Annotated in this window: 18 protein-coding genes; 9 read left to right on the top strand and 9 right to left on the bottom strand. The window is 64.3% G+C overall.

What is annotated here, in order from left to right; genetic code table 11:
• The first annotated feature begins 18 nt into the window (after positions 1–18).
• Together UP06_RS36245 and UP06_RS36240 are read left to right on the top strand one after the other, a co-directional pair.
• A complete protein-coding gene (locus UP06_RS36245; protein WP_045008439.1) occupies positions 19–912 on the top strand; it encodes an amidohydrolase family protein in 894 nt (297 codons plus the stop codon).
• A 117-nt stretch (positions 913–1,029) separates the two neighbouring features.
• Positions 1,030–1,944, top strand: a complete 915-nt coding sequence (locus UP06_RS36240) for a PhzF family phenazine biosynthesis protein (protein ID WP_045008438.1) — start codon at positions 1,030–1,032, stop codon at positions 1,942–1,944.
• A gap of 153 nt (positions 1,945–2,097) precedes the next feature.
• On the opposite strand, the gene UP06_RS36235 is transcribed toward UP06_RS36240, so the two are convergent.
• Both UP06_RS36235 and UP06_RS36230 read right to left on the bottom strand, forming a co-directional pair.
• Positions 2,098–2,559 (bottom strand): DUF488 domain-containing protein, encoded by a 462-nt coding sequence (locus UP06_RS36235; RefSeq protein WP_045008437.1) that lies wholly within the window; start codon positions 2,557–2,559, stop codon positions 2,098–2,100.
• Between the two features lie 9 nt (positions 2,560–2,568).
• A complete protein-coding gene (locus tag UP06_RS36230; protein WP_045008436.1) occupies positions 2,569–3,390 on the bottom strand; it encodes a DUF72 domain-containing protein in 822 nt (273 codons plus the stop codon).
• A 120-nt stretch (positions 3,391–3,510) separates the two neighbouring features.
• Here UP06_RS36230 and UP06_RS36225 point away from each other — a divergent pair, with 120 nt between their 5' ends.
• From UP06_RS36225 to UP06_RS36210, 4 genes are all read left to right on the top strand, one after another.
• Positions 3,511–3,891 (top strand): hypothetical protein, encoded by a 381-nt coding sequence (locus UP06_RS36225; RefSeq protein ID WP_045008435.1) that lies wholly within the window; start codon positions 3,511–3,513, stop codon positions 3,889–3,891.
• 87 nt (positions 3,892–3,978) lie between these two features.
• Positions 3,979–4,179 carry a hypothetical protein gene (locus tag UP06_RS36220; protein ID WP_045008434.1) on the top strand — a complete coding sequence of 67 codons (201 nt, stop codon included), beginning with the start codon at positions 3,979–3,981 and terminating at the stop codon, positions 4,177–4,179.
• A gap of 256 nt (positions 4,180–4,435) precedes the next feature.
• Positions 4,436–5,572 (top strand): glycosyltransferase family 2 protein, encoded by a 1,137-nt coding sequence (locus UP06_RS36215; protein ID WP_045008433.1) that lies wholly within the window; start codon positions 4,436–4,438, stop codon positions 5,570–5,572.
• A 31-nt stretch (positions 5,573–5,603) separates the two neighbouring features.
• Positions 5,604–7,106, top strand: a complete 1,503-nt coding sequence (locus UP06_RS36210; RefSeq protein WP_045008432.1) for a glycosyltransferase family 39 protein — start codon at positions 5,604–5,606, stop codon at positions 7,104–7,106.
• 206 nt (positions 7,107–7,312) lie between these two features.
• On the opposite strand, the gene UP06_RS36205 is transcribed toward UP06_RS36210, so the two are convergent.
• Positions 7,313–9,193: a CHASE2 domain-containing protein gene (locus tag UP06_RS36205; RefSeq protein WP_045008431.1), complete on the bottom strand. Its 1,881-nt coding sequence runs from the start codon at positions 9,191–9,193 to the stop codon at positions 7,313–7,315.
• Between the two features lie 63 nt (positions 9,194–9,256).
• The gene (locus UP06_RS36200; protein WP_045008823.1) at positions 9,257–9,811 is read right to left on the bottom strand and encodes a FecR domain-containing protein; all 555 of its coding nucleotides are present in this window, start codon (positions 9,809–9,811) and stop codon (positions 9,257–9,259) included.
• A 614-nt stretch (positions 9,812–10,425) separates the two neighbouring features.
• Here UP06_RS36200 and UP06_RS36190 point away from each other — a divergent pair.
• Positions 10,426–11,517, top strand: coding sequence for a DUF2778 domain-containing protein (locus tag UP06_RS36190; RefSeq protein ID WP_045008429.1), 1,092 nt, complete (start codon positions 10,426–10,428; stop codon positions 11,515–11,517).
• A 31-nt stretch (positions 11,518–11,548) separates the two neighbouring features.
• Here the strand turns inward: UP06_RS36190 and UP06_RS36185 are convergent, their stop codons facing one another.
• The 3 genes from UP06_RS36185 to UP06_RS36175 all read right to left on the bottom strand — a co-directional run bounded on the left by UP06_RS36185 (position 11,549) and on the right by UP06_RS36175 (position 14,259).
• On the bottom strand, positions 11,549–12,904 hold the full coding sequence (locus tag UP06_RS36185; protein WP_045008428.1) for a caspase family protein: 1,356 nt from the start codon (positions 12,902–12,904) through the stop codon (positions 11,549–11,551).
• 109 nt (positions 12,905–13,013) lie between these two features.
• On the bottom strand, positions 13,014–13,652 hold the full coding sequence (locus tag UP06_RS36180) for a glutathione binding-like protein (RefSeq protein ID WP_045008427.1): 639 nt from the start codon (positions 13,650–13,652) through the stop codon (positions 13,014–13,016).
• Between the two features lie 13 nt (positions 13,653–13,665).
• Positions 13,666–14,259 carry a cysteine hydrolase family protein gene (locus tag UP06_RS36175; RefSeq protein ID WP_045008426.1) on the bottom strand — a complete coding sequence of 198 codons (594 nt, stop codon included), beginning with the start codon at positions 14,257–14,259 and terminating at the stop codon, positions 13,666–13,668.
• A 126-nt stretch (positions 14,260–14,385) separates the two neighbouring features.
• On the opposite strand from UP06_RS36175, the gene UP06_RS36170 reads away from it, so the two are divergent.
• Together UP06_RS36170 and lepB are read left to right on the top strand one after the other, a co-directional pair.
• Positions 14,386–15,225, top strand: a complete 840-nt coding sequence (locus tag UP06_RS36170) for a LysR family transcriptional regulator (RefSeq protein ID WP_045008425.1) — start codon at positions 14,386–14,388, stop codon at positions 15,223–15,225.
• A 137-nt stretch (positions 15,226–15,362) separates the two neighbouring features.
• Complete coding sequence (gene lepB / locus UP06_RS36165; RefSeq protein WP_045008424.1) at positions 15,363–16,103, top strand: signal peptidase I; 741 nt, start codon at positions 15,363–15,365, stop codon at positions 16,101–16,103.
• 135 nt (positions 16,104–16,238) lie between these two features.
• Here the strand turns inward: lepB and groL are convergent, their stop codons facing one another.
• Together groL and UP06_RS36155 are read right to left on the bottom strand one after the other, a co-directional pair.
• Positions 16,239–17,879: a chaperonin GroEL gene (gene groL, locus UP06_RS36160; RefSeq protein ID WP_045008423.1), complete on the bottom strand. Its 1,641-nt coding sequence runs from the start codon at positions 17,877–17,879 to the stop codon at positions 16,239–16,241.
• A gap of 45 nt (positions 17,880–17,924) precedes the next feature.
• Positions 17,925–18,239, bottom strand: a complete 315-nt coding sequence (locus tag UP06_RS36155; protein ID WP_045008422.1) for a co-chaperone GroES — start codon at positions 18,237–18,239, stop codon at positions 17,925–17,927.
• Positions 18,240–18,373: the final 134 nt, after the last annotated feature.

Here is an 18,373-nt window from a genome sequence, read left to right as displayed (position 1 = left end):
GAATGGGGAGCAACCACCATGACATCTGTCCAGCGCGGCCTGACGCGCCGTCAATTCAGTGTGGGCCTGGCGTCCCTCGCGACGGCAACCGCAACCAGAGCCATGAGTGAGACGACCTTGCCGACGATCGATACCCACGCCCATGTCTTTCATCGTGGCTTGAAACTCGCGCCGGGCCGGCGTTATGCACCCGACTACGACGCACCGCTGTCGCTCTATCTCGAGCAGCTCGACCATAATGGCATGAGCAACGGCGTGCTGGTGCAGCCGAGCTTTCTCGGCACCGATAATTCCTATCTGGTCGAGTGCCTGAAGCAGACCAGCGGCCGCCTGCGCGGCATCGCCGTCGTCGATCTCGCTGTCTCCGCGGATGAGCTGCATGCGCTCGATCGTGCCGGTGTTGTCGGCATCCGCCTCAACCTCGTCGGCCAGCCCTTGCCAGATCTCACCGCTGCCGAATGGAAGGCGCTGCTTGCGCAGGTGAAAGCTATGGGCTGGCAGGTCGAGATCCAGCGCAACGCATCCGATCTCGCAGTGCTCGCGCCGCAGCTTATCGATCATGGCGTTACCGTCGTGTTCGATCACTACGCGCTGCCCGATCCAAAGCTCGGGGTCGCCGATCCCGGCTTTCGATCGGTGTTGAAGCTTGGCGCGACGAAAAAAATCTGGGTGAAGATTTCCGCGCCGTATCGCAACGGCGCGGCCGGCGAGAATTTTGCGAAAGAGGCCTATCCGCTGTTGCGCAACGCTTACGGCCTCGATCGTCTGCTGTGGGGCAGCGACTGGCCGCACACGCAGTTCGAGGCGGCACAGACTTACGAGAAGAACCGGCAATTCCTCGATGTGCTGATCGCCGATCCAAGCGAGCGCGCACAAGTGCTGGCATCGCCGTATCAGCTCTTCCGTTTCTGACACGCGTCGTGAATGCTCCGATTGCTCCGAATTTTGGGGCATGACGGGCGATGTCGCCGGCTTGTAGACTGCCGGTGACGCGGCCGGTTGCGGCCGCCACTTGCGTGAGGACCGCACATGCAGCGCCGCTACATCACCGTCGACGTGTTCACCGACCGCGCCTTCGGCGGCAACCAGCTCGCCGTGGTGCTGGATGCCGGTGGCCTCTCGACGCGAGAGATGCAGGCGATCGCGACCGAGTTCAATTACTCGGAGACGACCTTCGTGCTGCCGCCGCGCGACAAGGCCAATGACGCCGAGGTGCGCATCTTCACGCCGGTGAGGGAGATGCCCTTTGCAGGCCATCCCAATGTCGGCACCGCCTTCGTGCTGGCCTCAATCGCGAAGGAGCCGAAGCCGCGATTGCTGTTCGAGGAGATAGCCGGGTTGGTCCCGGTCGATATCGTGCGGGAGCAAGGAAGGGTGATCAGCACCGAGCTCACCGCGCCGCAGCCGCTCTCGCGAATGGCGGAGGTTTCCGCCGCTGACGTTGCGGCCTGCATCTCCTTGACTGCCGATGACATCAAGGTCGATCGCCACGCGCCGCAGGTCGTCGGCGTCGGAACGCCGTTCCTGGTGGCGGAGGTGCACTCGCGCGATGCGCTCAAGCGGGCGAGGCCCGACGCGGCTGCGTTCGGCAGGGTATTGCCGCGCGATGACGCCCGCTCGGTGTGGTTCTACACGCGCGACGTGCCCGCGACGGAGGCGCCCTGCGAGCGGCAGGCGCGCATGTTCATGCGCGGCGCCGGTGGTCTCGCCGAGGACCCCGCCACCGGCAGCGCCACGGTCGCGGCCGCCGCGCTGTTCGCCGATCTCGATCCCACACGCGACGGCGAGTTGAAGCTCACGGTCGGCCAGGGTTTTGACATGGGCCGGCCGAGTCTACTCCTCACGCGCGTGCGCAAGCAGGACGGCAAGATCGTCTCGGCGCATGTCGGCGGCAGCTGTGTGCAGATGATGGAGGGGACGTTCCGTCTGGCGGGGGAGGGGTAGGCGCCCTCTCCGTCATCCTGAGGTGCGAGCCCTTGCGAGCCGCGAAGGATGCACGGCCGAGGTGCGGCCTCCGTGGCACGCCGTCGTCCTTCGAGGCCTCCGCTTCGCTACGGCACCTCAGGATGACGGCTACGGCTGACGCCGACAGTGTAGCTACGCCTGCCGCCCCGCCAAATTCCTCACCGCCACCCCATCCCGCTCTTCGATCACCTCCGCGATCATCTGGCGATGACAATGCGTATGGTCGCGTTCGTAGCAGAGCAGGCAGACCGGCCCCGCCTTCTTCACCAGCGCCGAGAGCTCGTCCATCTCTTCCCGGGCCTGCGGCGTCTTCAGGTGCTTTGAATAGATCTTTTCCAGCACGTCGAACTGCCCGCTGCGCGCGGCGAGCCGGCCCTCCTTCGGCGTGCCGAGCGCGGCGAGATGAACATAGGCGATGCCGCGCTCGTCGAGGCCTGCGGCGAGCTGCTTCTTGGAAAAGCCCGGCCGCCGCGACGACGTCACTGCACGCACGTCGACCAGCAGCTTGACGCCGGCCTGCTCCAATTCGTCGAGCACGGCCTTGGGCGGCGTCTGCTCATAGCCGATGGTGAAGAGCTTCCTCGCCTTTGCCATGGATCATCCTCACGCTACCCGCGCGATCAGTTCCATGGCGCCGGCCGGCGCGCGCACCTTGCCCTCGTGGATGACATAGGCGAACACGTCGCGCGGCTCTTTCTTGGGCTTGGTCTTGTCGACCTTCGGCAGGTCATCGGGTTCGCTTCCCTCGGCCCAGGCTTGAAACCGCTTGCTCCAGGCATCGAGCTCTTTCGGCGGATAGCAGGTCTTGATCTCGTCATTGCCCTTCTGAAGCCGGGCATAGACGAAATCGCCGGCGACGTCGGCGATCGCCGGATATTTGCCGTGCTCGGCAAACACCACCGGCGTCTCGAATTCGCGGATCAGGGTGACGAAGTCCGGCGTGCAGAAACTGTCGTGACGCACCTCCACCACATGGCGTAGCGCGCGCCCGTCGAGCTTGCGCGGCAACAGCTCCAGGAACTTGCCGAAATCGGCGCTGTCGAATTTTTTCGTCGGTGCGAATTGCCAGAGCACGGGGCCGAGATGGTCGCCGAGTTCCAGCACGCCGGAATCATAAAACCGCTTGATGGAATCTCCGGCCTCCGCCAGCACGCGTCGGTTGGTGGCGAAGCGCGGCCCCTTGACCGAGAACACAAAACCCTCCGGGACTTCGCCGGCCCATTTGCGAAAGCTCTCCGGTTTCTGCGAGCCGTAATAGGTGCCGTTGATCTCGATCGAGGTCAGCTTCGAGGCCGCGTAGGACAGCTCCTTCGCCTGCGTCAGCTTTTCGGGATAGAACACGCCGCGCCAGGGCTCGAAGGTCCAGCCGCCGACGCCGATGAAGATGTTGCCGGATTTTTTGGTCGCGGTTTTTGCTTTGGCCACGGGAGGATCTCACATCGACGAGGAGGGGAGGGCCGTCATCCTAATCAAACCAGAAGTGATTGGCCAGTTGCCCTGTCCCGTCTAAGCTCTCGACGGAATCTGCGCAAAAAGGAGAACAAGATGCGGAGACTGATGATGGGAGCGGCGCTCGTGATGATGACATCTGCTGCCATGACGTCTGCCACCATGGCTGACGACGACGATGCGAAGGGCGCGCAGAAGCTCGCCATGCAGGGCCGCGACGATTACTGGCATTGCCTGGCGCGGGAATATTCGCGCGACAGCAATCAGGGCCTGTCCGAACAGGATTTTGGCCGCTCGGTCGCCGGTGCCTGTCCGTCGGAGCGGCAATATTACCGGGTCGCGCTGCTCGACTATCTCACCACGCAATATCCAACCATCGATTCCGGCGCCCATCTCGCGACCGCGAACAGGGCGGTGGAGTCGGCGCAGAAGGATATCGTGACCGCCTTCGTCAAGCACAGGCCGCCGCAGAAATAGCCCCATTTACCGTTGCGGTCCGGGGCCCTTCCGGCTCCGCGTTCATCCATGGTAGACTGGGCTCGTCTGGAACAGGGGCGGGTTCGCATGTCGTCTGAGTCGGTGGGTGGCATTTTTGGCGCGATCGTCGCGGCGATCGTGCTTGCGGTCGCCGTCGTGTTCGGGCCGATCGGCCAATACGGCAAGCCCGTCAAGCCTGCGAAGGCCGAGCCGGCCGCCATGGCGCCTGCGGCCCCTGCTGCGCCGGCACCGCGAGGCCCTGTGATTAAGGAAGTGCCCAACCAATAGCGGCCGGAAAAAGGTACTTTCGGCCCCTTGCGAAGCGGTCTGGTCGTTCCTATTTAGTTTCTAACGGCAACGTTGAGTAACAATCTCCGTTGTTGAGACGACCTTGGAATAGCTTGGCCTGCGCCGGATGTACGCGCGGTCCGCCGTTCCGGGGTCGTTGGCATTTTAGGGCCCCTTTTGGGCCATTCCCCCGAGAACCCCGGCTGGCATCGCAGGAGCTTGGCATCGCAGGACGCGGCGGATATACGCTGCCGTCATGAATGCAGCGATCAGACCGGGCCCCGAAACCCCTCCGCAAGCGAACTCGCGATCGCCGGAGCTTTCGGTCGTCGTCCCGACCTTCAACGAGCGCGACAACGTCACGGTGCTGTACCGGCGCCTGGAGGCGTCGCTTGCCGGCATCGCCTGGGAGGTCGTGTTCGTCGACGACAATTCACCCGACGGCACCTGGGACGTCGTGCGCGCGCTGGCCCAGCGCGACAGCCGCGTGCGCTGCGTCCGCCGCATCGGCCGCCGCGGCCTGTCAGGCGCCTGCATCGAGGGCATTCTGGCTTCGAGCTCGCCTTATGCGGCCGTGATCGACGCCGATCTCCAGCATGACGAGACGCAGCTGCCGAAAATGCTGTCGCTGCTCGCAAGCGGGCAGGCCGACCTCGTGGTCGGCAGCCGCTACATCGAGGGCTACAAGAGCGAAGGCTTCAACAAGCAGCGCGCCGGCGCCAGCGCACTCGCCACGGAAGTCGCGAAGAAGATGTTGCGGGTCGAGATCGCCGATCCCATGAGCGGCTTCTTCATGGTTCGTCGCGACCGTTTCGAGGAATTGGCGCCGAAATTGTCGGTGCACGGCTTCAAGATCCTGCTCGACCTCGTTGCGACCGCGCATGGTAGCTTGCGCGCGGTCGAGATTCCCTACACGTTCGGTGAGCGCCAGCACGGCGAGAGTAAGCTCGACTCCATGGTCGCGCTGGACTTTATCGGCCTGGTGCTGGCGAAGCTGAGCAATGACATCGTCTCGCTGCGCTTCATCCTGTTCGCGATGGTCGGCGGCATCGGCCTGGTGGTGCACCTCACCACGCTGTTCATCGGGCTCGAGCTGATCAAGGTGCCGTTCGCGGAGGCGCAGGCCGCCGGCGCCATCGTCGCCATGACCAGCAACTTCATCCTCAACAATTTCCTCACCTATCGCGATCAGCGACTGAAGGGCTTTGCGCTTCTGAGCGGCCTGATCATGTTCTACGTCGTGTGCAGCGTCGGCCTGCTTGCCAATGTCGGCGTCGCCTTCTCGGTCTACGACCAGGAGCCGATCTGGTGGCTTGCTGGTGCGGCCGGCGCGCTGATGGGCGTGGTGTGGAACTACGCGATGTCCGGACTGTTCGTCTGGCGCAAGAAATAGCGCGCCAGGGAACGGGTCAAGGAAACCGGTAATGGGCGGGGCTGACGCGCGGATCGTCCGTAATACGGCGCTAGTGATCCTTGCGCTGGTCGGCTTGCGGCTGGTCGCGGCCGCCTTCACGCCGATCACCTTCGACGAAGCCTATTATTGGATGTGGTCGAAGAGCCTCGCCGGCGGCTATTACGACCACCCGCCGATGGTCGCCTATGTCATCCGCGCCGGCACCATGATCGCTGGCGATACCGAGCTCGGCGTCCGCCTCGTCTCGATCCTGCTCGCATTGCCGATGAGCTACGCGATCTATCGCTCCGCCGCGATCCTGTTCGGTGGCGCGCGGGTGGCTGCGACCAGTGCCATCCTGCTCAATGTCACGATGATGGCGTCTGTCGGCACGCTGATCGTGACGCCGGATGCGCCGCTGCTGGTCGCCTCCAGCTTCGTGCTGTTCTTTCTTGCAAAAGTGCTGGAGACCGGCCGCGGCGTCTGGTGGCTCGCGGTCGGTGCGGCCGTCGGCGCGGCGCTGCTGTCAAAATATACCGCGATGTTCTTTGGCCCTGCGATCCTGATCTGGCTCGCGGCGGTACCTAAACTGCGACGCTGGTTTCTCTCACCCTGGCCCTATCTCGGCGGCATCGTTGCGCTCGCGCTGTTCTCGCCGGTGATCCTCTGGAATGCGGATCATCAATGGGTCTCGTTCGCAAAGCAGCTTGGGCGCGCCAAAATCGAGGATTTCCGCCCGGTCTTCATTGCCGAGCTGATCCCAACCCAGATCGCGTTCGCGACGCCGCTCGTCTTCATCCTCGGCGCGATGGGACTGCATGCGCTGACCTGGCGCAGGGCCGGCGCGCTGGCCTCGCGCGTGCTGATCGAGACGCTGTTCTGGACCATCGTCGCCTATTTCGTCTGGCATTCGCTGCATGCGCGCGTCGAGGCCAACTGGTTCGCACCGGTCTATCCGCCCTTTGTCGTCGCCGCGGCCGCGGCTGCCAACCTCGTGCAGTGGAAGCCGCGTGCGCGCCGCCTGGTGGATTTCTGCCTGCGCTGGGCCGCACCCACTGGCATCGTGATGTTTGCAGCTCTGATCCTTCAGGCCAACACCGGTTGGCTGTCAGGCTATCGCCGTGATGCGACTGTGCGCAGCGTCGGCGTCGGCTGGCGTGAGCTTGCCGCGGGGATCGAAGCGGCGCGCGTCCGCACTGGCGCGACCTGCGTGCTCGCGCCGGACTACGGCACCACCGGCTGGCTTGCCTTCTATCTGCCGCACGGCACCTGCGTGGTGCAGCAGAACCAGCGCATCCGCTGGGTCAACATGGGCGAGCCCGATCCAAAGCTGCTGGCGGGCAAGCTGCTCTATGTCGACGAGCTGCGTCCCGACGGCCAGCCCTTCCTCAAGGACCTCTTTGCGCAAGTGACGCGCGTTGCGGAGTTGCAGCGCAAGCGCGGGCCGCTGCTCGTCGAGACCTATAGTGTCGATCTGCTGGAGGGCGCCAAGGGCGACGTGCTGGACCGCTCGCCGCCGCCGGAAGCGCGGTAGCAGGCTGCGAAGAGGCTCCGCCGCCTCCTCATCGTCGTCCCGGCGAAGGCCGGGACCCATAACCCCAGGGAGAAGTTTGGCGAAGGCTGGTCGTTATCCGTTCTTACCCGCGGTACGCACACCTGCACCTATCGATAGATCACGCGGTATGGGTCCCGGCCTTCGCCGGGACGACGGTGGAGTGTTGGGTGGGCAGCGGTGGCTATTCAGTCCATCATCTCGGTCTTGGCCGCGGTCTGGCTCGGCTTGCTCTCATCGCGCCAGAACCAGACGGCGACCGTGCCGGAGCGGCCGCGAATTTGTGTGCGCAGCGGCCCTCTCAGCGTGCTGTCGGGATCACCGAGGAAGTCGGCTGTATCTAGCAGCGTATCGCTCATCGCGAGCCGCGCGCCGTTCTGGGCCGCAACCTCCATCAGCCGGCTCGCGACGTTGACGGTGTCGCCGTTTGCCGTGATGTGCTGGTGGCTCTCGCCGAGACGGGAGGCGACGATCGGGCCGAAATGCGCGCCGATCTTGAAGCCGAGCTGACCGCCGATCGCAGGCGGCAGCGAGGCGATCCAGGCTTCGACGCCGCGATGCAGGTCGATCGAACATTTCAGCGCGCGCGCCGCGTCATCGGGCATCGCGCTGGGCAGGCCGAACAGTATCATGGCGCCGTCGCCGAGAAAACTGGTGATCATGCCGCCGCAATCGACCGCGGTCTTGTCGAGCAGCACGTGGAACGCCTTCAGAATGTCCTGGAGTTCGTCCGGATCGATCCGTTCACTCAGTGCGGTGAAGTCGGAGAGATCGATGAAGACGACGGCCGCATTTTGCCGGACGGGCTTCGCCAGGAAATTGGGATCGCGTGCCAGCCACTCCTGCACCGCGGGTGCCTGGAATTGTGCCAGCGACCGGCTCTTGGCGGCGAGATATTGCGTGCGGCGTCCGCCCGCCCACAATTGCACGCCGGCAAAGATCGCAACCGGCGGCATGGCAGCCGCGAGCGTGGTCGCGGCGTTGAGCCAGACGCCATGGGTGAACGCGAACACATTGAGCCCGGCCCAGGCGATCATCACCGTGGCTGCCGCGATGAGGCCGGGCGCGCTGCGCCGCCAGGCGAGCAGGCCCACCAGCAGCATCGGCAGCAGGATCGCCGCGAGCGCGTCGGCGATGTGAACCTTGCGGTCTCGCACGATGCTGTCGCCGGCAACGAGATGCGTGATCGCGGTCGAGACCACCTCGACGCCGGGCATCAGGGTATCGAACGGCGTCGGGAAGAAGTCGCCGCCACCGGCGACCGCGGCGCCGATCACGACGATCCGGTTCTCGATCGCGGCGCGATCGAGCGTGCCGTCAAAAATGCTCTGCGCGCTGACAGTGCGGATGGTACGGCGCGGGCCGTAATAGGTGATCGGCAGCGCAAAGTCGGTGTCGGTCGGCACCGCGCGATCGCCGAGCATGAGATGGTCGGGCGCGATCGTCAGCGGCTTGTCGAGCGCGCGGCTCGCGACTCGCAGCGGAAATGACAGCTCGACCTTGTCGCTGGTCCGGAACAGCATCGGGATGGAGAGGGGAGAGCCCGATTGTCCGGTCGCGACGTTGACGATTCCGACATCGGCGTGATCGGCGAACGCCGGTAACGGCAGCAGGAAGCGCTCCGCCTCCGGCAGGGCCGCGAGCGGCCCATCACTGCTCGGCGCCACGGTCTCGGTCGGGAAGATCGCAGCGGCAGCGAGGACCATGGGACCGGTGGCCAGCGTATGCGCCAGCGTGGCGTCGCCGATCGCGGCGCTGCGGTCGACCAGCAGCAGGTCGATCGCGATGACCTTCGGCTTGAACTGCACGATGGTGTCGACGACGCGCGCAAGATCGGCGCGCGGCAGCGGATAGCTGCCGCCGCGCTTCACCACGGTGTCGTCGATCGCGACGATGGTGACGAGATCGGGCGGCCGCTGCACGCCGCGGGCGAGCGTGCGCAGATCCGTCAGTGTTGCCTCGAGCCGATCGAGAAAACGCAGATGGCCGTTGGCGTGAGCGGCATAAACGCCGGCGCCCCACAGCGCGGTGAGGACGAGGGCCACCAGGATCTGAACGCGTCTATTCATCAAGTCGTACTGCAATCTGCTTTGTTGTTGGGGCCTGGCTGACCAGGCCTCGTTGACCAAGCCTTATTGACCCAGTCTTGCCATCAGCGCATCGACACGCGGCTGGCCCCATTGCTTGACGGTCAGCGGACCGGTCGCGTCGACGTCGACGCCTTCGCCGGGGCCGAGCACCACGGCGCGGCCTCGCGCCCTGCGGCTCACCCCGACGCGGCCGTTGGCAACGAAGACCGAGGTCTTGGCGTCCGAAGTCTTGGCGTCCGAGGTCTTGGCGTCAGCGACATCGACCGCCCATTTCGTGCCGCGCACCGCGGCGATCGCCTGCGGCGTCAGCACCTTGAAGGGATTGCCGCCGGGCTTCTTGGGCACCTCGACCAGCAGGGCTTTGCTGCTCAGCTCGATCGAGTCAATATGTCCGTCGCGGTTGGCGTCCTTAAGTTCAAATCTGGCGCCATTTTCAGCAACGATGGTGATGCCGTTGTCGCAGCGCCAGGTCTGCGTGCCGGCGGCCGATGCCGACGACATACAGCCCGCATTGGTCGCAGGCTGCGCGAGAGCTGATCCCACCAATGGAAACGAGCACGCCAGGACAAAAAATCCGGCGCGTGCAACCTTTGTCATGCCAGCCTCCATTCCAAGCGCTCGGCACATTTCAAGGCGATCTTGATACGGTACCGTATCACGCGCGGAGGCTGTTGAGAAGTGCCGTGGCCTCTGAGCTATTTTGTCGCGGCCAACATTTCCAGATTTGGCGGCGATCAACTTTCGGTCAGGCGGCATTTTCGCGCGAGCCTGGGCCGGCAAGCGTCGCGTGGAAGGCGGCGCACGCCAGCCTCGCGCAATGCTTCGTTGCTACGGTTCGGTGGTGTTGAAGATCATGGAAAGGACGCAGTTGGATGCGTACTGGGATCGCGCCAAACCGGCCGAGAAACATGGTTAACAGCTACGGCTAAGTCCGTATTTCTGCGGGCTTTTTTCTCTAAATGGGACAGCGTTAACGAGTTGCCCCAGATCTGCCAGAACTTAATCCGCATTTAACTAAAAGCAGCCTTAATGCCGCTCCGACCCTCTGCGAGATGCTGTCTTGGGAACGTGACCAGCGGCACTTCGAAGGGGGACCTAGTGACACCGTCCTGGACGCAAGGCGAATGAGTACGAGTATCGCTGCGCAAAGTAACGCGGCACGGAAGTCCAAAAATCCGAGTCTGAATTTTTATCGGAAGCCTTCCCGGAAAATGACCACCCAAAACGTGCTTGGCGCCGCTGTGATCGGCTGCGCCGTGCTTGGCGCCGGCTGGACCGTCTACACCAACATCCTCGCCGCCAGCGTCTATCCGACTGTCGGCAGCATTGGCTACGACGAGCCCGTGATCAAGCGCGCGCCCAAGGTTGCGCTGCGCGAGGCGGGTGATGCCATCAAGGAAGCCTTTGCGCTGCTGCCCGACCGGGTGCAGGTGGTTACGCCGATCTCGCGCGAAATGTTCAACGAACGCTTTGCTGCCGCCGCGACGCAAGGGGTGGATTCGAATGCGGCGAGCGTCGCAGCTCAGGTTCCCGCAACGAAAATTGCCGAGACGGCCAAACCGACCGTCATGGCGAAGGTCGCGGACGCGCTGAAGCCGCTGAGCCCGTCCAAGGTTGCTGAAAAGATCGCGGATGCCGCGAAGGCCAAGCGCGGCACTGACGCGCCGGTGCAGCTGGCCTCGGCCGATCCGGCCGAGATCGTGCCGGCGCCTGAAGCGAAGCCCACCAAATCGTTCGCCGATCGCGCCAAGGCTGCGGTGATGTCGATCACCGGGCCGCGGCAATCGATGGTCGAGAAGCTCTGGGGCAAGCGTGAGCCCTCCGGCGGCTTGCTGGCCTATGCCTCCGCCGATGCCAGCGTGACCGCTTCCATCGCGCCGAAGGAGCAGAACCCGATGCTGGGCGGTTCGGCGCCGTATGACCGCTCGACCGCGGTCTACGACATCACCGCGAAGACGGTGTATCTGCCCGACGGCACCAAGCTCGAGGCACATTCCGGCCTCGGCTCTAATCTCGACGATCCCCGTTCCTCGCGCGTCCGCATGCGCGGTGTGACGCCACCGCACATCTACGATTTGAAGCCGCGCGAAGCGCTGTTTCACGGCGTGCCCGCGCTGCGGCTGACGCCGATCGGCGGCGAGAATGCGATCTACGGCCGCGACGGCCTGCTCGCCCACACCTTCATGCTCGGGCCGAACGGCGATTCCAACGGCTGCGTGTCGTTCAAGGACTACTACGCGTTCCTCGACGCCTATCGCAACAAGGGCATCCGCAGGCTCGCGGTGGTCGCGCGGGTCGAGTGAGGCGCAACGCGCCTCGCCGGTTCCTGCTCGATCAGCGTTTGACGAAAACCAGGTTGCACGGACGCGCCTCGTTGCGCTTGCCGCTGCCGCGGCTACGATCGAACTGCGCATCGACCGTAAAGGCGTAGGGAGAGCCTGGCGGCATGTTGTTGAGCGTATAGGTGCTCGCCCCTGTCGTCCCGCGCGCGCTCAAGGTGGTCTTGCCGTCCGGCGGGATCTGGCCGTCGATTTCCAGCCGGTTGACGTTGCCGCCCGGGCCCTGAGCCTCGGCGTGAAGCACGCCGTTCGCAACGGTGCCAGCCAGGGCTCGGGTAAAGCCCTGCGCCTTGCCGCTGGTCTGGCAATTCAACGTCACGTCCCAGTTGCCGTCGAAATCCTTGCTTCCACCGGCTCGGGGGGCGGCCGCAGGCGCCAAGGTCACCTTCTGCTTCAGGCCCTCGATCCGCGCCTTGGCGAGATTGGCGAAGATGCAATTCGGGAATCTGGCGAGATGGTCTTCGTAGGCACCGAGCGTGCCGATGCCGTCCGCAGCCTTCCAATGGGCCTCGGCGGCCGCGCAAGGATCCGCTCGCGGTGCGGCCTGAGGCGCTGGCGCCACCGTGACCGACACCGGCCCGTTCAGATAAAACTTGCCGATGATCGAGAGTGACAGCTCCGGAAGCTGGGTCTTGCCGCTGCTGTCATAGACGTCGCTGCTGATGTCGCGAAAGACGTCACCGATCTCCTGCGGCTCCTCGATGTGCTTCAGGAACGCGCTCGTATAGGGGCTGTTGCGGCCGCTGCCATCGGCTGCGGTCTGCCCGGATTGCGTCGAGAAAGACACGATCGTGCCGCGCGGTGCTTCGACTTTCGACAGCCCGCGCCCGATTGAGGCGGCGCGCGTCGTGCCGGCAGAACGCTTGAGGTTTTCCGCCAGCGGATTGTCGCGGCAGGAGTCGAGCACGAGGATGCGCAGGTTCTTGGCCTGTTGCAGGTCGTTCACGATGTCGTCGACCCGCACGAAGCGCTTCAGATCCGCTTCGTCGGTCAGCACGGCGTCGATCGGCATCAGGTAGTTCACGCCGTTGTACTGCATCGCGTGGCCGCTGTAGTAGAACATGGCGACATCAGCTCTGCTCGCGGCGCGCGCGAAGCGGATGGTCAGGTCCTGCATGTCGGCCTGGCGCAGGTCGACACCCTGGTAGACCTCGAAACCGCTGCGCCTGAGCGAGCCCGCGACGTCTTCGGCATCGTGCGGCGGGTTGGGAAGCTGCGCTGTGCTGGCATAGGCGCCGTTGCCGATGACCAGCGCGACCCGCGTTTCCGCCGATGCGGGACCGAGGCACAGCCAGCAGGCGAGGAGGGCCAGAGAAAATCTTGCAGTGCAAATTCCGGAAAGAGCACGCATGAATGCCTTCCAAGGAAATATCGAAAAATATCCCTCAGACTAGCGCATGCCGCGCCGACATCAATGCCCTCGCTGTGGAACCGTCAAATTCGGCGACCGTGACATCCTGTCACGCCGGGGTGGCCGCCACGGTCTTGCGGAGCGCTATCTCCGTCGCAATCGCTTCCTTCACGGTGGGCCGCGCCTGCATGCGCTCGAGATAGGCCGACAAGGATGGCCATTGCGCGATGTCGACGCCTGCGGGGCGCAGCAGCAGCAAGGCCCAGGTGAGGTGGGCATCCGCGACGGTGAAGCAGTCACCAACGAGGAATTTGCGATCCGCAAGGTGCGTGGCCGGCACAGACAATGTCTGCGCTATCCTTGCACGGGGCTTGGCGAGCGAGCCGTCGTCCTTGTACCAGAAGGTCGGAAACAGGAACGCTTTGTGGATCTCGGTGCCGACGAAGCTCAGCCACTCCTGGAGCCGGTAACGATCGACATGGCCGGGCGGCGGCGCGAGGCCGGTCTCCGGTTTCAGGTCGGCGATATATTGCAGCACCGCGGCACTCTCCGTCAGCCGCTCGCCATTCTCCAGGATCAGAACCGGCACTGCGCCCTTCGCTGAAATGATGCGGAAGTCGGCATCATCCTCGATGCGCTTCTTGGTCAGGAGATGCACGAGGTGGTAGCGCGCATCCAAGCCGGCCTCCATCAGCGTGATGCGGCTCGCAAGCGAGCAGGCCATCGGCGAGAAATAGAGTTGCAGCATGCGACCTCCCGGATCAGACGAGCGCGTCACTGCGCACGATGAGCGCGAAGCGGTCAGACAGCTCGGCCAGCGCGACCTCGTGAATGGTTTTTGCGTTGAGCGTCCCGCCGCGTCTGTCGGGCAGATCGCGCGTGGCGCAGGCATCGGCTGCGACGGTGGTGCGCAGGCCAAGGTCGAGCGCGGCGCGCGCGGTCGAGCTGACGCACATATGGGTCATGAAGCCCGCCATCACGATGTTGGTGCGTCCGGTCACAGCTAACCGCGCTTGCAGGTCGGTGCTGGCAAAGGCGTTCGGCAGCGCCTTCTCGATCACGGCTTCGTCCGTGAGCGGCGCCAGGCTGTCGACGATCGCGCCACGCTCGGCCTCGCGGTCGAACAGGCTGCCGGCACGGCCCTTGTGTGCGACGTGGAAGATCGCCGCACCGCTCTGTCGTGCGCGCGCCAGCAGGCACGCGGCCGCGGCAATCGCGGGCTCGGCGTCCGGCAGCGCCAGCGGACCGGCGCGATATTCGTTCTGGATGTCGATCAGCACGAGGCAGGTGTCAGCGAGGTTTGGCGGATTGAGGTCGGCGCCGGAAAGTTCGAGCAGGGTCTTTGGAGCGGTCATGTCAGGCCTTTCGAGACGATCGGATGGCGCCAGACTAGCGCGGCGGCGGCCTGCCATTGTGCAGGACTATTGCAGCATATGGCTGCAAATTTGCAGGATAGGGCGGCGCCTGCTAGGTTCGCCGCCATGAACTGGGACGATCTGCGCATCATTGCCGCGGTGAGGGACGAGGGCACCTATGCCGGCGCCAGCGCGCGGCTGCGCATCGACGAGACCACCGTCGGCCGCCGGCTTGCGCGGATCCAGCGCGATCTCGGCGTGCCCCTGTTCGACGCGATCGATGGCTTGCGCCGGCCGACGCGCCATTGCGAGGCGGTGCTCGAGCATGTCGGCGCGATGGCCGCACATGTCGCGGCGATCGATCGCATCGGTGAGAGCCAGCCGGGCCCGGTCGGCCGCCTGCGCATCGCCTCGACCAATACGGTGGCCGAAGAGCTGCTGGCGCCGCACGCCAGCGCCTTCCTGCGCGATCACCCCGGCCTGACCCTGCAATTCCTGACCGCCAGCGGCAACGTCAAGTTCTCGCGCTGGCAGGCCGATCTCGCCATCCGGCTGCGCAAGCCGGAGAAGGGCGATTTCACCATCTCCAAACTCGCCGATCTGCGGCTGTATTTCTTCGAGCCGGTCGACAGTCCAAATGACGCGCCGATCGCTTGCGTCTTTCCGGACGAGCTCGACGCCATTCCCGAAGCGCAGTTCCTACGCACCCGGCGCGTGAAGAACGCGCGCTGCGTCACCGACAATGTCCGCATTGTCAGGACCATGATCCAGTCGCATCAGGCGGTCGGCGTGCTGCCAGAACTTAGCTGCGCGGACTTGCTCTCCGACCGCAGTTTGCGCGCGACACTTCTCACCAAGCGCCGCGACGTCTGGCTCCTGGTGCAGAATCATCTGAAGCGCGACCCGGCGACGCGCCTCGCGATCGAATGGATACGCCATTGCTTCAGGGATTTGTCACGCGACTGATCGCTTGGGGCGGTTACGCGGTTCAGCGCAGTTGAACGCAGCCCGCGAGCCGCACGACCAAATCCATCAAGCGGGGATTGCGCACCTCCGCAGGTTGCGTAATCTTGCGATCGCTACGATCTCCGGCAGGACAAACGATGACCACTCTTCAGGACACCATCCGGCCGAAAGCCCGATCCAGGGAATGGAAGGCGATCGTCATCCTGATCCTGCTGGTCCCGGCATTGTGGTCGCCGCTGATCCTGTTTCGCGTCTTCCTTTTCCAGCCGTTCAACATCCCGTCAGGCTCGATGGTCCCGACGCTGGTCGTCGGCGACTATGTGCTCGCCGCAAAATATGCCTACGGCTACGGCCGCTATTCGTTTCCTTATTCGCCGATCTCGGGTCGCGTCCTCGCATCAACCCCCGAGCGCGGCGATGTCGCTGTATTTCGCAACCCGAAGGACACCTCGGTCGATTACGTCAAGCGCATCGTCGGATTGCCCGGCGACCGCATCCAGATGCGGCAGGGTCAGCTCATGCTGAACGACAAGCCGGTGACACGCGTTGCTCTCGCGAGCGGGTTCGGCGGGGCCTCTTGCGGGCTCGATCCAGGCACGAAGAACGGGCGCTGGCGCGAGACGCTGCCGAACGGCGCGAGTTACCAGACCTACGATTGTTTCGACAACGGCTTCTACGACAACACGCCCGTCTATACGGTTCCGCCGGGCCATCTGTTTGTGCTCGGCGACAACCGCGATAATTCGACCGACAGCCGCGCGATGAGTGCGATGGGATTTGTGCCGATGGACAATCTCGTCGGCCGGGCGGTCTGGATATTCTGGTCGATTGCGCCCAACGGCGAGCCGCGCGGCGGACGCATCGGGAAGGTGAGGTGAGCGGCTTCGTCATTCCGGGCTCGCGCCCAAGAGGGACGCGCCCCGGAATGACAAGGGCGAAGAGTTTGCCCCAAAACAAAACCCCGGCATCGCTGCCGGGGTTTCGCATTTCTCGACTGTGCCTGAACGGCTGGATCAGAAGTCCATGCCGCCCATGCCGCCGCCCGGAGGCATTGCGGGGCCGGCGCCGCCCTTCTTGGGCAGCTCGGCGACCATGGCTTCCGTGGTGATCAGCAGCGCCGCAACCGAGGCAGCGTTCTGGATCGCGGTACGGACCACCTTGGTCGGGTCGATGATGCCCTTCTTGACGAGGTCGCCGTATTCACCGGTCTGGGAGTCGAAGCCGAAAGCGTACGACTTGTTCTCCAGCACCTTGCCGACGATCACTGAACCGTCTTCACCGGCGTTGATCGCGATCTGGCGAGCGGGAGCCGACAGCGCCTTGCGCACGATCTCGACGCCGGTCTTCTGGTCGTCGTTCTTGGTGCGCAGGCCCTTGAGCTGCTCGGAGGCACGGAGCAGGGCGACGCCGCCGCCCGGGACGATGCCTTCCTCGACAGCCGCGCGGGTCGCATGCATCGCGTCATCAACGCGATCCTTGCGCTCCTTCACCTCGACCTCGGTCGCGCCGCCGACGCGGATCACCGCGACGCCGCCTGCGAGCTTGGCAAGACGCTCCTGGAGCTTCTCACGGTCGTAGTCCGAGGTGGTTTCCTCGATCTGCGCCTTGATCTGCGCCACGCGCGCTTCGATGTCGGCCTTCTTGCCGGCGCCGTTGACGATCGTGGTGTTCTCCTTGTCGATCATCACCTTCTTGGCGCGACCGAGCATGTTGAGCGTGACGTTCTCGAGCTTGATGCCGAGATCTTCCGAGATCGCCTGGCCGCCGGTCAGAACTGCGATGTCCTGGAGCATGGCCTTGCGGCGATCGCCGAAGCCCGGAGCCTTGACGGCCGCAACCTTCAGGCCGCCACGGAGGCGGTTCACGACGAGGGTCGCCAGCGCTTCGCCTTCGACGTCCTCAGCCACGATCACCAGCGGCTTGCCGGTCTGCACCACGGCCTCGAGCAGCGGCAGCAGCTCGTTCAGCGAGGAGAGCTTCTTCTCGTTGATGAGGATGTAAGCGTCGTCCATCTCAACGCGCATCTTGTCGGCGTTGGTGACGAAGTAGGGCGAGATGTAGCCGCGGTCGAACTGCATGCCCTCGACGACGTCGAGTTCGGTCTCGAGCGACTTGGCTTCTTCAACCGTGATGACGCCCTCGTTGCCGACCTTCTTCATGGCGTCGGAGAGGAACTTGCCGATTTCGGCATCGCCGTTGGCGGAGATGGTGCCGACCTGGGCGATTTCCTCGTTCGAGGTCACCTTCTTGGAGTTCTTGACGAGGTCGGCGACCACGGCTTCCACAGCCAGGTCGATACCACGCTTCAGATCCATCGGGTTCATGCCGGCGGCAACCGACTTGGCGCCTTCACGAACGATCGCAGCCGCGAGCACGGTTGCGGTGGTGGTGCCGTCGCCGGCCGCGTCAGCCGACTTGGAGGCGACTTCGCGCACCATCTGCGCGCCCATGTTCTCGAACTTGTCGTCGAGCTCGATCTCCTTGGCGACGGTGACGCCGTCCTTGGTGATGCGGGGAGCGCCGAACGACTTGTCGAGGACGACGTTGCGGCCCTTCGGACCGAGCGTGACCTTCACAGCGTTGGCGAGGATGTCGACGCCACGCAGCATCTTGTCGCGTGCATCGACGCCGAATTTGACTTCTTTAGCTGCCATCTGGATTTTTCCTTGAGGGGTTTAGCTGGGTGGGAGAGGGGGCTCTTAGGCCGCCTTCTTCTTGGAAGCGGGGACGTCGAGGACGCCCATGACATCGCTTTCCTTCATGATCAGCAGATCTTCATTGTCGATCTTGACCTCGGTGCCGGACCACTTGCCGAACAGCACGCGGTCGCCAACCTTCAGATCGATCGGGATCAGCTTGCCGGCTTCGTCGCGGCCACCGGGGCCGACAGCGACGATTTCGCCCTGCGAGGGCTTTTCCTTGACGGTGTCGGGAATGATGATGCCGCCAGCGGTCTTCTCTTCTGCGTCGATGCGCTTGACCACGACGCGGTCGTGAAGCGGACGGAATTTCATGCAGTCCTCCTAAGCTTTTGCTCAGATTGATGTTTTCAGGGTGTTAGCAATCGATGCCCGCGAGTGCCAATGCGGGTGAAGCTCAGATAAGCCAGGATTTTTGCGGGAGCAAGGGCTTCTAGCAGAAAAATAAG

The sequence above is a fragment of the Bradyrhizobium sp. LTSP857 genome (genome assembly GCF_000938285.1).
In the GTDB taxonomy this organism is placed as follows: domain Bacteria; phylum Pseudomonadota; class Alphaproteobacteria; order Rhizobiales; family Xanthobacteraceae; genus Bradyrhizobium.
The sequence above is the reverse complement of the archived record's forward strand: the minus strand, read 5'-3'. Positions and strand labels throughout refer to the sequence as shown.

Excerpts from the sequence above, each read along its gene's own strand:
- UP06_RS36245 (WP_045008439.1), top strand. The coding sequence starts at position 19 with ATGACATCTGTCCAGCGCGGCCTGACGCGCCGTCAATTCAGTGTGGGC.
- UP06_RS36240 (WP_045008438.1), top strand. The coding sequence starts at position 1,030 with ATGCAGCGCCGCTACATCACCGTCGACGTGTTCACCGACCGCGCCTTC.
- UP06_RS36235 (WP_045008437.1), bottom strand. The coding sequence starts at position 2,559 with ATGGCAAAGGCGAGGAAGCTCTTCACCATCGGCTATGAGCAGACGCCG.
- UP06_RS36225 (WP_045008435.1), top strand. The coding sequence starts at position 3,511 with ATGCGGAGACTGATGATGGGAGCGGCGCTCGTGATGATGACATCTGCT.
- UP06_RS36220 (WP_045008434.1), top strand. The coding sequence starts at position 3,979 with ATGTCGTCTGAGTCGGTGGGTGGCATTTTTGGCGCGATCGTCGCGGCG.
- UP06_RS36215 (WP_045008433.1), top strand. The coding sequence starts at position 4,436 with ATGAATGCAGCGATCAGACCGGGCCCCGAAACCCCTCCGCAAGCGAAC.
- UP06_RS36210 (WP_045008432.1), top strand. The coding sequence starts at position 5,604 with ATGGGCGGGGCTGACGCGCGGATCGTCCGTAATACGGCGCTAGTGATC.
- UP06_RS36205 (WP_045008431.1), bottom strand. The coding sequence starts at position 9,193 with ATGAATAGACGCGTTCAGATCCTGGTGGCCCTCGTCCTCACCGCGCTG.
- UP06_RS36200 (WP_045008823.1), bottom strand. The coding sequence starts at position 9,811 with ATGACAAAGGTTGCACGCGCCGGATTTTTTGTCCTGGCGTGCTCGTTT.
- UP06_RS36190 (WP_045008429.1), top strand. The coding sequence starts at position 10,426 with ATGACCACCCAAAACGTGCTTGGCGCCGCTGTGATCGGCTGCGCCGTG.
- UP06_RS36185 (WP_045008428.1), bottom strand. The coding sequence starts at position 12,904 with ATGCGTGCTCTTTCCGGAATTTGCACTGCAAGATTTTCTCTGGCCCTC.
- UP06_RS36180 (WP_045008427.1), bottom strand. The coding sequence starts at position 13,652 with ATGCTGCAACTCTATTTCTCGCCGATGGCCTGCTCGCTTGCGAGCCGC.
- UP06_RS36175 (WP_045008426.1), bottom strand. The coding sequence starts at position 14,259 with ATGACCGCTCCAAAGACCCTGCTCGAACTTTCCGGCGCCGACCTCAAT.
- UP06_RS36170 (WP_045008425.1), top strand. The coding sequence starts at position 14,386 with ATGAACTGGGACGATCTGCGCATCATTGCCGCGGTGAGGGACGAGGGC.
- lepB (WP_045008424.1), top strand. The coding sequence starts at position 15,363 with ATGACCACTCTTCAGGACACCATCCGGCCGAAAGCCCGATCCAGGGAA.
- groL (WP_045008423.1), bottom strand. The coding sequence starts at position 17,879 with ATGGCAGCTAAAGAAGTCAAATTCGGCGTCGATGCACGCGACAAGATG.
- UP06_RS36155 (WP_045008422.1), bottom strand. The coding sequence starts at position 18,239 with ATGAAATTCCGTCCGCTTCACGACCGCGTCGTGGTCAAGCGCATCGAC.